General features: G+C 49.2%; 13 protein-coding genes. 10 read left to right on the forward strand and 3 right to left on the reverse strand.

The features are described from left to right. Window positions 1-30 precede the first annotated feature (30 nt). Window positions 31-2079 carry an oligopeptidase A gene (gene prlC / locus ACN0S4_RS10600; RefSeq protein WP_417657648.1) on the forward strand — a complete coding sequence of 683 codons (2049 nt, stop codon included), beginning with the start codon at window positions 31-33 and terminating at the stop codon, window positions 2077-2079. Window positions 2080-2109: 30 nt separating this feature from the next. Here prlC and ACN0S4_RS10605 read toward each other — a convergent pair whose 3' ends face one another. Next, window positions 2110-2301: a DUF2970 domain-containing protein gene (locus tag ACN0S4_RS10605; protein ID WP_417657649.1), complete on the reverse strand. Its 192-nt coding sequence runs from the start codon at window positions 2299-2301 to the stop codon at window positions 2110-2112. Between the two features lie 21 nt (window positions 2302-2322). Continuing rightward, the gene (locus ACN0S4_RS10610) at window positions 2323-2622 is read right to left on the reverse strand and encodes a hypothetical protein (protein ID WP_417657650.1); all 300 of its coding nucleotides are present in this window, start codon (window positions 2620-2622) and stop codon (window positions 2323-2325) included. 196 nt (window positions 2623-2818) lie between these two features. Here ACN0S4_RS10610 and rpe point away from each other — a divergent pair, with 196 nt between their 5' ends. The 9 genes from rpe to ACN0S4_RS10655 all read left to right on the forward strand — a co-directional run bounded on the left by rpe (window position 2819) and on the right by ACN0S4_RS10655 (window position 12865). Further along, the gene (rpe, locus tag ACN0S4_RS10615) at window positions 2819-3502 is read left to right on the forward strand and encodes a ribulose-phosphate 3-epimerase (protein ID WP_417657651.1); all 684 of its coding nucleotides are present in this window, start codon (window positions 2819-2821) and stop codon (window positions 3500-3502) included. A 23-nt stretch (window positions 3503-3525) separates the two neighbouring features. Next, on the forward strand, window positions 3526-4530 hold the full coding sequence (trpS, locus tag ACN0S4_RS10620; protein WP_417657652.1) for a tryptophan--tRNA ligase: 1005 nt from the start codon (window positions 3526-3528) through the stop codon (window positions 4528-4530). Window positions 4531-4636: 106 nt separating this feature from the next. Continuing rightward, window positions 4637-6886, forward strand: a complete 2250-nt coding sequence (locus ACN0S4_RS10625; RefSeq protein ID WP_417657653.1) for an EAL domain-containing protein — start codon at window positions 4637-4639, stop codon at window positions 6884-6886. Between the two features lie 67 nt (window positions 6887-6953). Beyond that, a complete protein-coding gene (locus ACN0S4_RS10630; RefSeq protein ID WP_417657654.1) occupies window positions 6954-7544 on the forward strand; it encodes an anthranilate synthase component II in 591 nt (196 codons plus the stop codon). Window positions 7545-7810: 266 nt separating this feature from the next. Further along, a complete protein-coding gene (locus ACN0S4_RS10635; RefSeq protein WP_417657696.1) occupies window positions 7811-9013 on the forward strand; it encodes an aspartate aminotransferase family protein in 1203 nt (400 codons plus the stop codon). Between the two features lie 28 nt (window positions 9014-9041). Continuing rightward, a complete protein-coding gene (gene astA, locus ACN0S4_RS10640) occupies window positions 9042-10055 on the forward strand; it encodes an arginine N-succinyltransferase (protein WP_417657655.1) in 1014 nt (337 codons plus the stop codon). 44 nt (window positions 10056-10099) lie between these two features. Then, window positions 10100-11569 carry a succinylglutamate-semialdehyde dehydrogenase gene (gene astD / locus ACN0S4_RS10645; RefSeq protein WP_417657656.1) on the forward strand — a complete coding sequence of 490 codons (1470 nt, stop codon included), beginning with the start codon at window positions 10100-10102 and terminating at the stop codon, window positions 11567-11569. A 31-nt stretch (window positions 11570-11600) separates the two neighbouring features. Next, window positions 11601-12008 carry an OsmC family protein gene (locus ACN0S4_RS10650; RefSeq protein WP_417657697.1) on the forward strand — a complete coding sequence of 136 codons (408 nt, stop codon included), beginning with the start codon at window positions 11601-11603 and terminating at the stop codon, window positions 12006-12008. A gap of 8 nt (window positions 12009-12016) precedes the next feature. After that, entirely contained in the window at window positions 12017-12865 is an 849-nt protein-coding gene (locus ACN0S4_RS10655) for a 23S rRNA (adenine(2030)-N(6))-methyltransferase RlmJ (RefSeq protein WP_417657657.1), read from the forward strand. Window positions 12866-12962: 97 nt separating this feature from the next. Here the strand turns inward: ACN0S4_RS10655 and ACN0S4_RS10660 are convergent, their stop codons facing one another. Then, a complete protein-coding gene (locus ACN0S4_RS10660; RefSeq protein WP_417657658.1) occupies window positions 12963-13856 on the reverse strand; it encodes a phosphoribulokinase in 894 nt (297 codons plus the stop codon).

The following is a 13856-nucleotide window of genomic DNA, read 5'->3' on the forward strand; positions in this document are numbered from 1 at the left end:
CAGTTCACGCATTATTCAAGAGGATGTCCAATGAGTCAAAACCCTTTGCTCAATGATTACCACTTACCACCGTTTCAGTCGATTCGGCCTGAACACATCAAGCCTGCCATTGAGGCACGCATTGCGGCGTGTAAGCAGGTTATTGAGCAAGTTGTGGCAACGCCCTCGCCAAGCTGGGAAACCGTCATGGCACCCCTTGAGCACGTGGATGATTTGCTGGAGCGAAGCTGGTCACCAGTATCACACTTAAATGCTGTGGTGAGCTCGCCAGAGCTGCGTGAGGCCCATGATGCCTGCCTACCGCTGCTATCCGACTATGGTACGTTCGTAGGGCAGCACGAAGGTCTGTATCGAGCTATTCGAACCTTGCACGAGCAGGCAAGTTTTGCCGAGTTAAGTGAAGCTCAGCAAAAAGTCATTGTCGATACCCTGCGAGATTTTGAACTGAGTGGTGTTGCGTTGCCGGATGAGCAGAAGCAACGTTATGCTGAAATTTCATCGCGGTTGGCTGACTTGTCTTCGCAATTCAGTAATCATGTTTTGGATGCGACCGATGGCTGGCATTATCTCGTTACCGATGAATCTCAGTTAGCCGGTTTACCAGATAGTGCGATTGAATCAGCTGCTGCATTGGCGCGTGAACATGACCAACAAGGATGGCGTTTTGGTCTCGATATTCCGAGCTATTTGCCTGTAATGATGTACGCCGATCATCAACCGCTGCGCGAGACCATGTATGTGGCCTTTACCACGCGCGCATCAGATCAAGGTCCACAAGCTGGCCAGTTTGATAATTCTGAAATCATGGCAGAAACCCTCGCATTGCGTCATGAACTAGCAGTATTGCTCGGCTTCAAGAACTATGCAGAGCTATCACTCGCAACCAAAATGGCGGAATCGCCGCAGCAAGTTGAAGATTTTCTCAGCGATTTAGCGGCAAAATCGTTACCGCAAGCTCAGCGAGACTATCAGGATGTTGTTGATTTCGCTCAGCAACAGTTTGGTGTCGATAGCATTGAAGCTTGGGATGTTGCGTACTATAGCGAAAAACTGAAGCAGCAAGAGTATGCTATTTCGGATGAGCAATTACGTCCTTACTTCCCTGAAAATCAGGTGATTAAGGGACTATTTCATGTAGTTGAGTCACTCTTTAGCGTGCGCATCACGGAGCAGCCGCGAGACGATATTTGGCATCAGAATGTCCGCTATTTTGTGATTTCTGATCAGGATGGCTCACCGCGCGGTTCGTTCTTCCTCGATTTGTATGCGCGTTCCGGCAAGCGCGGCGGAGCCTGGATGGCTGAATGCGCGGTCCGTCGTATCACCGCCACCAACCAAGTGCAACTGCCAGTGGCGTATCTCACCTGCAATTTCAATAAGCCGGTGGGTGGCAAGCCTGCGTTGTTTACCCATGATGAAGTGTTGACACTATTCCATGAGTTCGGACATGGCTTGCACCACATGTTGACTCGCGTCGATGTGGCTGGTGTTTCGGGCATTAATGGTGTGGCTTGGGACGCAGTCGAACTCCCATCACAATTTCTTGAAAATTGGTGTTGGGAACCGGAAGCGTTGCAGACCATTTCAGGTCACTACGAAACCGGTGAGCCCTTGCCTCAAGATCTGCTCAACAATATGTTGGCTGCACGGAACTTCCAATCGGCAATGCAGATGGTGCGGCAACTCGAATTCAGTTTGTTCGACTTACGTATTCATCGTGATTTTGATCCGAGTCAGGGAGGTGGTCAGATTCAAGCTATCTTGGACCAGACACGCCGTGAGGTTGCAGTGCGTCAGCCGCCTGAGTACAACCGCTTTCAACATGGCTTTGGACATATCTTTGCTGGTGGTTATGCCGCGGGTTATTACAGCTATAAATGGGCTGAAGTGCTGTCTGCCGATGCGTTTGCGCGATTTGAAGAAGAAGGCATCTTCAACGCAGCAACCGGCCGCGATTTTCTAGAAGCTATTTTAGAGCGCGGTGGATCCAAAGACGCGATGGAGTTGTTCAAAGCATTTCGTGGTCGCGAACCACAAGTCGATGCGCTATTGCGACACTCTGGTATTGAAGCGCGTTAATTGCTCAGCGGGTGTTGCCTGGCTTTTTGCTTAAGCAGGTAGCACCCAGTTCACGATTAAGAGTAGCGAGACGACGAACAGAACGATAAAAATAACACCGACGGTGATGTAAACGGCGGGGTTGCCATTGGCGAAGTCGCGCTGACGGTTTTGCTCGGTTTGGACACCAAATAATGCGGCGAGGACGCTCATTAGAATACTGAGAGGGCCTGGCTTACTCATTTAGCACTGACTCATTAAAAACTAGCGGACTTTCTTGGGAGCGAAATCGCGTTTGGTATCAGAATTGCCAAACAGTAACTCGAATAAATCGAGGAAATGAAATTGTGTCGAGCGGCTTTGTCCCGAGAACCAACTTTTCCAAGTCACTTCTTTCTCGAGTGCCGTGCATTCTTCGTATGCTTGCTTTTGCTCGGTGTTTTTCAACAGCTCATCACACTGCTGCGTCACGTTATTGGCGCGGGCTTGCCACGACGGAGACAGCATTGACCCCAGCAGGATCATGCCGCAAACCACCAATATTGACGCTAAACGTGAAGTCATTGAAATAACCTTGTTTAATAATTGCTCATAATGTAGCAGGCAAATGCCTATCTTGCCAAGTATCTTGGCGTATTTTTTTGACTGCCAAGCGCGCTATCCTCTGGTACACTATCGCGTATAAATAATGGCGCATAAATAAACACAGCGAACCCTTGTCCAGCGGTCGTGTGGCTTAGGCAAGTATGAGGATACTAAAGTGACTGATTTTTTAATCGCCCCCTCCATTTTATCTGCAGACTTTGCCCGACTTGGCGCCGAAGTTGATGCGGTGTTAGAGGCTGGTGCCGATGTCGTCCATTTCGATGTTATGGATAATCACTTTGTTCCGAACCTGACAATAGGTCCTATGGTGTGCTCGGCGCTCCGCAAGTACGGTGTTACCGCACCCATTGATGTGCATTTAATGGTACAGCCTGTCGATCGAATTATCGGTGATTTTGCGGAAGCTGGAGCGTCTATCATTACTTTTCACCCAGAGGCTTCAACACACATCGATCGGTCATTGGAGTTGATTCGTGCGGCTGGATGTCAATCCGGGCTCGTGTTCAATCCGGCAACGCCACTCCATTACCTTGATTACGTGATGGATAAAGTGGATGTCATTTTACTGATGTCAGTGAACCCAGGTTTCGGTGGGCAGCAGTTTATCCCAACCACTCTCGACAAACTCAAAGAGGTGCGGCAGCGCATTACTGCGAGTGGTCGTTCCATTCGATTAGAAATTGATGGTGGCATTAAGGTTGATAACATTGCCGCCGTGGCAGCCGCTGGAGCAGATATGTTTGTTGCAGGGTCGGCCATTTTTAATCAGCCAGACTATCGAGCGGTTATTGACGCGATGCGCGCTGAACTTGCCACGGTTACCAAATCATCTAATTAATTTTTTCATTCAGGAAGTCAATCATGTCTAAACCCATTGTTCTCAGTGGCTGTCAGCCATCCGGTCAATTGTCCATCGGTAACTACATCGGTGCACTACGCCAGTGGGTGAAGATGCAGAGCACTCATGATTGTCTCTTTATGCTGGTCGACCTCCACGCCATCACCGTGCGTCAAGAGCCAGAGCAATTACGCAATGCCACCCTCGACGGTCTCGCCCTGTATATGGCTTGTGGCTTAGATCCAGAGCAGAGCACTATTTTCGTTCAGTCGCATGTTCCTCAGCACGCTGAGCTGGCGTGGATTTTGAATTGCTACACGCAAATGGGTGAATTGAATCGGATGACTCAGTTCAAAGACAAGTCTGACCGGCATGCGCACAACGTTAATGCTGGCTTGTTCACCTATCCTGCACTCATGGCCGCGGATATTTTGTTGTATCAAGCCAACGAAGTACCAGTGGGCAACGATCAGAAGCAGCATCTTGAATTGACTCGTGATGTTGCGACGCGCTTTAACAATCTCTATGGCGATATTTTTACCGTACCTGAGCCGTTTATTCCGCAAGTGGGTGCGCGTGTCATGAGTTTGCAAGATCCGACTAAAAAAATGTCGAAGTCTGACGATAATGAAAATAACTACATTGGCTTGTTGGAAGATCCGAAGAAGATAACCAAGAAATTGAAGCGAGCTGTTACGGACTCGGATGAGCAGGCGCGCATCTATTTTGATACCGAAGAAAAACCAGGTGTATCCAATTTACTGTCGATTTTGTCAGCAGCTACGGGGACCTCCATTGCCGATTTAGTGCCGCAGTACGAAGATAAAATGTATGGTCATTTGAAAACGGATACAGCAGCGGCAGTCGTGGCAATGTTGGAGCCCATTCAACAGCGCTACCAAGAGTATCGGAATAATTTAGATTATTTACAGCAAGTAATGGGTAAAGGTGCCGATGCAGCGGCCGAACGAGCTGCGCGGACGCTACGGCAGGTCTATGATGCGGTGGGTTTTGTACCCCGGCCATAAGGCTCTGAGAACGTTCAAATAAGTGTTCGCTTCGAAATATCTTTATGCTATTTTGCTTATGTAAATTGTCATATATAGACGTACTTCAATATTGAAGGTTTGATGAATGAGTGAATCGGATTCGAGCATGGCGGAAAACCGCCGGTTAGCAGCATTACGTGCAACCCAATTGCTCGATACGCCCAACGAAGCGCGGTTTGATCGCTGGGTTCAATTAGCGCGCAAAACATTTGATGTTCCCATCGCGCTGGTTTCATTCGTCGATGCTGATCGACAGTGGTTCAAAGCAAGAAGTGGTCTAAACGAACAGGAAACTCCGCGTAGCCTGTCGTTTTGCAGTCATGCTATTCAGCAGCGCGGCATCATGGTGGTTGAAGACGCCACGCAGGATGACCGCTTCAAAGACAACCGGCTTGTATTAGATGAACCCGGTATTCGTTTTTACGCCGGTGCCCCTCTGCAAACGCCAAACGGCGAGCAAGTTGGAACATTGTGCATTATCGATACCAAAGTGCGACAGCTTACAGTGAGCCAACTCACTACGCTCAGAGCACTCGGTGATGCTGTCCAAGCAGAAATGAATTTGCATGCCTACCAAAGCGCTGCCGAAGACCTCATTCAACAACAATCTGAAACCAGCGAAACGAATCAGCGCTTGCTGGAACGTGAAGAGCGGCTTTCGTCTATCTACGATTTGGCTCCAGTTGGCATTTCGATTTGTGATGCGGACGGCCAGTTAATTGAAGCAAACCATGCGGCTGAGGCAATTTTGAATCAGAGTATGGAAGCGTTAACGCATCGCCAAATTGATGACCCTGACTGGCGAATCTTCGACGAACGCGGCTTCATTCTCGATCCGCAAGATTTTGCCTCATCTCGTGCATTGCGAGAGCGACGTCCGGTCACCAACCAAATCATGAAGTTAGAGCAAGGTGCTTATTCTGTTTGGTTGTCGGTGAGTGCATCACCGTTGCCCGATGGCGGTGCGATTATTGTTTATTCGGATATTTCTGATTTAAAACAGCAGCAAGATCGCATCCGTTATCTAGCCGCACATGACCAATTGACCGGTCTCTGTAATCGTTCTGAGTTCATGCATGAGTTAGACGGACGTATTGCGGTAGCTCGAAACACCGATCAGACGTTGTCGGTGATCACGTTTGATATTAACCACTTTAAAGAAATCAATGAATCGGCTGGGCATACCATTGGTGACCAGTTACTGCTGGAAGTAGCCAAGCGACTGCAGCGTCATGTACGTAGCCGTGATTTGATAGCGCGAATTGGTGGTGATGAGTTTGCGATTATCACGTTCCATCATGAAGCTGAAATTGAGGCGCTGATTGAACGACTGTTAGCGCAACTGAGCCATGCTTATGAAATTCAGTCTGCTGAATTTCGGATCAATATTAGCGCCGGTGTGGCAACCTTGCCGCGGCATTCTGACAGCGCCGATGTGCTGCTGCGCCGTGCGGACATGGCAATGTTCCATGCGAAGACCATGGATCTGCCTTACTGTCGATATCACGATGCATTGAATAACTTCTATTTGCGCCGAATCGCTTTAGTGGAAGGTTTGGAATATGCAATCCGTACTTCAGCATTACGACCCTATTTGCAGCCGCAGTTGAACATTGAAACTGGTGAGTTGGTTGGCGCAGAAGTATTGTTGCGTTGGCAAGATCCTGACTTTGGTTGGGTCAGTCCGGCTGAGTTTATTCCACTCGCGGAAGAGCGCGGCTTGATATGTCGCATTACGCAATATGTAATTCGAAACGTGCTGCAACAGCTACAGACCTGGCGTGAAGAAGGTTTGGAAATGCGCGGTCGGGTGGGTATCAACATCTCTATTCGCGACCTCGAACAACCGCAGTTTGTCGAGGAATTATTGGAGCAGGTTGCAACTTCTGGTTGTCATCCCAAGCAACTCGAATTAGAAATCACCGAAACTGCGTTTATGCGCGATCCTGAAGTGGCACTGGCAACCCTCACCAAGCTTCATGAAGCAGGTTTCTCATTGGCAATCGATGACTTTGGCATCGGCCACTCGGTTTTGAATTACTTGAAACAAATCCAAGCCGATGTACTCAAAATCGACATAAGCTTCACGCGTGAATTACTGACCAGTGCAGCGGATAAAGCAATTATTCAAACCATTATCGCTACTGCGAATATCTTTGGGATGAAGACCCTAGCCGAGGGAGTCGAGTCTGCTGAACAAGCGCAAGAGCTTCGCCGCTTGGGTTGTGATTACGCGCAAGGCTATTGGTATGGTGAGCCGCAACCCATCGCAGACTTCGAAACGAATTGGTTGCGTGATGGCCGCGCTGCTGGTCGCGAGACTTCCAACTCGTAAGCTTGGCAACCACACGCCAATCAGTGCTAGGATGCGGCAATTCCAGTCGATACGTTAGAGTAAACCTATGCTGTTGATGATCGATAACTACGACTCTTTCACACACAACGTCGTGCGTTATTTCCGTGAGTTAAAAGCGGAAGTCAAAGTTATTCGTAACGATGAACTGACGCTAGCAGAAATAGAACAGCTCCCACTCAGCGGTATCGTCATTTCACCGGGTCCTTGTACGCCCAATGAAGCGGGCATTTCACTTGCCGCTATCGAACACTTTGCGGGAAAACTTCCCATTCTTGGCGTGTGTTTGGGACATCAGGCCATTGGCCAAGTGTTTGGCGCCAAGGTAATACGCGCAAGCGCAGTCATGCACGGCAAAACGTCGAGTGTCGAGCACACTCAAGCAGGCTTGTTCCATGATCTACCGAATCCATTCACAGTGGCCCGCTACCACTCACTACTTCTCGCTAACGACAGTATTCCCGACACTTTGATTGTTGATGCGTGGACGACTACGAGCTCTGGTGAACGCGAAATCATGGCCATACGGCATCGCGATCTACCGATATGGGGCGTCCAGTATCATCCTGAAGCTATCCAAACCGAACACGGTCACCAACTACTAGCCAACTGGCTAAATGCCAGTGAACAGAGCAAGTAAACAGTAAACAGTGAAAAGTGAACAGAAAAGCGGAACTAGCTACTCAGGTTTTCGCTCTTCTGTTCTCTGTTAACTATTCACCATTCACTGTGTTTTCAGCATATTCATGCAGCTCCTGTGCAAAACCAACTAACTCCCCGTGACAGCTTGATTTTTCTACGCTGTAGCGACGACAGCGAGCAAAAAATCTGCGATAATAGATGCACTTTTGAAGCCGAATTCATCTTTGAATACCCACAGCGAGAGGGAGTTTTATGACACAGAATATGATTGTAACCCGTGCGACCTTTGATGAGGTCATGGTGCCAAACTACAATCCAGCAAAAATGGTTCCAGTGAAAGGCGAAGGCTCGCGTGTGTGGGATCAAGAAGGTCGTGAATATATCGATTTTGCCGGTGGTATTGCGGTGAACTGTTTGGGTCACTGCCATCCAGCTATGGTCAAAGCGTTGACCGAGCAAGGCAACAAGTTATGGCATTTAAGTAACGTATTTACAAACGAACCGGCTATTCGTTTGGCCAAGAAATTGACTGAATCGACATTTGCAGACCGCGTTTACTTTGCTAACTCGGGAGCAGAAGCCAACGAAGCCGCACTGAAACTAGCGCGCCGTTGGGCTCTGGACAAGTTTGGCCCAGAAAAAGACCAAATTATCGCGTTCACCAAAGGATTCCACGGGCGGACGTTCTTTACTGTGACCGTGGGTGGTCAGCCTGCGTATTCTGACGGCTTTGGACCTAAACCAGGTGGTATTGAGCATGTTGCTTACAATGACTTAGCTGCGCTCGAAAAGCTGATGTCTGACCGCACCTGCGCAATCATGATGGAGCCGCTGCAAGGTGAAGGCGGTGTGATTAGCCCTGATGCTGACTTCGTAAAAGGCGTACGTGAGTTGTGTGATAAGCACAATGCGCTGTTAATTTTTGACGAAGTACAAACCGGGTTTGGTCGTACAGGTAGCCTATATGCCTATCAACAATTGGATATTACCCCAGATATTCTTGCATCTGCTAAATCATTAGGCGGCGGTTTCCCAATTGGTGCAATGTTAACTACGAAAGCCATTGCTGAGCATCTCAAGCCAGGTACTCACGGTAGTACTTATGGCGGTAACCCGCTGGCCTGCGCTGTGGCTGAAGCTGTATATGACGTCGTCAATACCGATGAAGTATTGGAAGGTGTCAAACAGCGCGAGAAAATGTTCAAGCAAAAGCTCGCTGAAATCAATGCCAAGTACAACGTCTTTAAAGACATTCGTGGCCAAGGCATGTTGCTGGGTGCTGAACTTGCTGACCAATACGAAGGTAAAGCGCGCGACTTCTTAAACGCCGGTGGTGAAGAAGGTGTGATGGTGTTGGTCGCAGGACCAAGCGTGATTCGTTTCACTCCGTCGCTCGTCATTCCCGAAGCCGATATTCACGAAGGTCTTGCTCGATTCGAACGCGCTATCGCGAAAGTTGTTGGTTAAGCTAGCCCAGCGCTAGCGGAGACACATTATGTTAGTGGTTCGTCCCATTACGCCGCAAGATTATGCGGCGTTATACACATGTGCGGTAGAATCAGGGCATGGCTTTACTTCACTGCCTGTTGACGAAAAGCTATTGCGTCGTCGCATTGCGCGAGCGCAAGAGGCGTTTGCGCGTGAGCAGGTGAGTGAGCCAGGTGAAGAAGGGTATTTGTTCGTCATGGAAGATACTGCAACTGGCGAGATTGTCGGTTGCAGCGGTATTGAGGCTGCGGTCGGTTTGACCGATGCCTTCTATCATTACCGGCTAGGCAAAGTCATTCATCACTCGAAAGAACTCGATGTCTACAACGCACTTGAAACCCTGACTTTGTGTAATGACTATACGGGTGTAAGTGAACTCTGCACGCTATTCCTCCGTGAACCCTACCGCAAAAATATGAATGGCCGAGTGCTGTCACGGTTTCGCATGTTGTTTATGGCGGAGTTTAGAAAGCGCTTCAGTCAATTTGCGATTGCAGAAATGCGGGGTGTATCCGATGTCGATGGTCAATCACCATTCTGGGGTTGGTTACAGAAGCATTTCTTCTCAATGGACTTTACTCAAGCTGACTACCTCACCGGTATCGGTGAAAAGACCTTCGTGGCCGAATTGATGCCGCGTTACCCTATTTACGTCAAGTTATTGGACGAGGCGGCGCAAGTCGTGATTGGGAAGGTTCACGAGAACACCAGACCAGCGCTGCGGATGCTCGAGAATGAAGGTTTTCGATTCCGTGGCTATGTCGATATTTTTGACGCGGGTCCAACCGTGGAAGTAGAAGTGGAAAATATTCGTAGCGTGCGCGACAGCCGCCGACTGCCAGTAAAAATTGGCGTAGTCACTGACGGTCAGGCTTATATTGTTTGTAACACCCGCGTCGCTGATTTTCGCGCGGGACAAGCACGCATCCATGTGCGCGATGACCATATTGTTATCGATGCGGAAAGTGCCGCCGGACTGCGCTTGAAAGCAGATGATGCAGTTCGTATCGTCGCTCTTTAATTAAGAAATTGAAGAGCGCCTCACAGTTGCAACTGGAGAACAGAATGTCTGAACAAAATTTATTTATTAATGGTGAGTGGGTTGCCGGAGCTGGTGATTCATTCAAATCGATCGACCCGGCCCGTGACGAAGTGGTTTGGGAAGGCAAGGCCGCAACGGAAGAACAGGTCGAGCGTGCTATTTATGCAGCCCGTGAAGCTTTTGTCGCGTGGGCAGACAAGGACTTTTCAGAGCGTCTCAGTATCTGTCAAAAGTTTGCCGAGTTACTTGAGGCGAATAAACAAGAGTTAGCACTCACTATCGCTCAAGAAACAGGTAAGCCAGTGTGGGAAACGCTGACCGAAGTCGGTGCCATGATCGGTAAAGTTGCGATTTCAGAGCGCGCTTATCAGGAGCGTACGGGAACGGTTGAGAATCCGATGCCCGGTGCGAAAGCATTTATTCGCCATAAACCCCATGGTGTTGTGGCTGTGTATGGCCCATATAATTTCCCAGGGCATTTGCCGAACGGTCATATCGTGCCGTCACTCCTAGCCGGGAATACGGTGGTGTTTAAGCCAAGCGAAATGACTCCTAAAGTTGCTGAGTTCACGGTGAAATTGTGGCAGCAAGCGGGCTTACCGAATGGTGTTCTGAATTTAGTTCAAGGCCTCGTAGAAACTGGTAAAGCGCTGTCTGCACACCCACAAATTGATGGCTTGTTCTTCACGGGCTCATCGTCGACTGGACATGTATTGCATAAGCAATTTGGTGGCCGTCCAGATAAAATCTTGGCATTAGAAATGGGTGGTAATAATCCGCTGCTCGTTCATGACGTCAGTGATATCGATGCAGCCGTGCATGACATCGTGCAGTCGGCGTTCATTACCTCGGGGCAGCGTTGTACTTGTGCGCGCCGCTTGTTTATCCAAAAGGGTGAGCAGGGCGATGCCATTTTGCAACGTCTTTTGGAAGTGACCAAGGCCATTGAAATTGGCGATTATCAGGCCGATCCGCAACCGTTTATGGGGGCGATGATTTCAGCCAAAGCTGCAAAAGACATGGTGAGTGCGCAGAACGACCTAATTGATGCGGGCGCCAAAGTTTTGCTGCGAATGGAGCAAAAAGATCATCATCTGGGTTTCGTGACACCGGGAATCTTGGATGTCACCAACGTTGAGGAAATGCCGGATATCGAGCATTTTGGCCCGCTTCTGAAAGTGTATCGGTATTCTGACTTTGATGCGGCTATCGCCGAAGCGAATAACACTAGTTTCGGTTTGTCGGCAGGAATTCTTTGTGACAGCGAAGACACCTACCGGTACTTCTTTAAGCGCATTCGTGCAGGTATTGTGAATTGGAACAAGCCTATCACCGGCGCGAGCAGTGCTGCGCCATTCGGTGGTATTGGTGCCAGTGGTAATCATCGTGCCAGCGCCTATTATGCGGCCGATTATTGTGCGTACCCTGTGGCATCCGTTGAAGCCGAGCGCTCAACGTTGCCAGAGAAGTTTGCGCCAGGTCTAAAGTTTTAGTCGAACGAGGGAAATGACGATGGCAGCAGCAATGCATGCGCAAGTGAAATGGGTACAAGGCATGGAGTTTTCCGCTGAGTCGGGCTCCGGCCACACCGTGCGAATGGATGGCGATAAAGCCACTGCCGCGAGTCCTATGGAGCTGGTGCTCATGGCTGCTGGTGGCTGCTCATCGGTCGATGTGGTGTCTATTCTTGAGAAAACTCGTCAGCAAGTGACGGCTGTGCGCTGTGACGTGGATGGTAAGCGCGCCGATGCGACGCCAGCGGTGTTTACAGATATTCATTTGCATTTTGTGGTAACTGGTACGGATATCGCCGAAAAGCATGTGGAACGAGCGGTGCAATTGAGTGCTGAGAAGTATTGCTCAGTCGCGAAAATGCTAGAAGTTGCAGTGAATGTGACGCATAGCTTTAGTATTGAAGCGGCAACTGAGTAACGAACCTCATGAACTACCGTCATAGCTACCATGCAGGCAATTTTGCTGACGTTTTGAAACATGCTTTGCAATGGGTGTGTTTAGACTACCTTACGCAAAAAGATAAACCGATGTTTGTGTTGGATACCCATGCAGGCATCGGCATGTACGATTTGACCGGTGAACAAGCCCAGAAAACCGCAGAGTGGGAACAGGGCATCGGTCGCTTGTTACAAGTGTCTGAGGTTCCTGAAGCACTAGCGGGATATGTGGCAGCAGTGCGTTCATTAAATGACGGCGATAGTATGCGCTGGTACCCGGGCTCACCGTGGCTGACACAAGCGCATTTGCGCGAGCAAGATCAGCTGACATTATGTGAATTGCACCCACTGGATGCGATGGAGCTTGCGGTCAATTTTCGGCGGCAACGGCAAGTAAAAGTGTTGCAGCAAGAAAATGGCTACGCTGCCATGAAGGCGTTGTTACCGCCGCCACAAAAACGTGGCATGGTATTGATTGACCCACCTTTTGAACAGCGCGATGAATTCGACCAAGTCATCAAGGCCTTGCAAGCGGCACTGAAACGCTGGAGTACGGGTGTTTACGCAGTGTGGTATCCCATCAAAGATCCACTCACCATCGGTGAATTTCATCAACGGGTCTTGGCCTTGCCACAAGCAGACAAAGTGTATGCGGTTGATTTACTGATCCGTGAGCCGCTCGACAACACTAAGCTGAATGGGTGCGGGATGTTGTTCATCAATCCACCGTACGGACTGACCCAACAAGCTCCAGCCTTACTTGAGTTTCTACGCCCACTGCTAGCTCAAGACCGCGGCGCGCAAGCACAAACTCAATGGCTTTCTGAAAGTGAATAGTGAAAGGTAAACAGTGAACAGCAGAGCCTAAAAAGAGCTCAGATAGTGTCCTTTTTGTAGTTCTATTCCCTATTCCCTATTTACTATTCACTTGAAGTTAGCGGCAGATCCAGTCGAGTTCGCCGCCGTGACGTTTCTTTGACATGAGGTCGTCAATCAGCGGCGCCAGTATCAATTCCATAGCGAATACCATTTTCCCACCGGGCACGACTAAGGTATTCATGCGAGACATGAATGAACCGTCAATCATCTGCAAATAGTAGGGGAAGTCGACGTGGCGCATGCCGCGAAAGCGAATGACGACAAAGCTCTCATCCAATGACGGAATATCTTTTGCGCTAAATGGATTCGAGGTATCCACGGTTGGCACACGTTGAAAGTTGATGTGGGTACGTGAGAATTGCGGCACGATATGATGAATGTAGTCTTCCATACTGCGCACAATACTTTGTGTTACGGCTTCACGAGAATGACCTCTTTCGGAGGTGTCACGCATCAACTTTTGAATCCACTCTAAGTTGACGATGGGCACCATGCCAATCAACAAGTCGACATATTGGGCAACGTCATAGTCATCGCCCGTTACGCCGCCATGCAAGCCTTCATAGAAGAGTAGATCGGTATCGCTTGGTAGGTCTTCCCAAGGAGTAAAGGTGCCAGGCATTTGATGATAAGGAACTGCATCATCAAAGTTATGCAAATAACGGCGAGTTTGGCCCATGCCCGTTTCACTGTACTCGCGGAATAACGATTCCAGTCGATTAAAGTTATTCGCTTCAGGGCCAAAATAACTGATGTGCTTGCCTTGCTCTTGAGCTCTCCGAATCGCTAATTCCATTTCCGGCCGCGAATAGCGATGAAAGCTGTCACCTTCAACGAATGCAGCTTGCAAATTTTGCGTGCGAAAAATGTGTCGCAGTGCCTGACTGGTCGTCGTTGTACCTGCCCCAGATGAGCCCGTTACAGCGATGATTGGATGTTGTTGCGACAT

It is taken from the genome of Pseudidiomarina aestuarii, assembly GCF_048263735.1.
GTDB lineage: Bacteria > Pseudomonadota > Gammaproteobacteria > Enterobacterales > Alteromonadaceae > Pseudidiomarina > Pseudidiomarina aestuarii_B.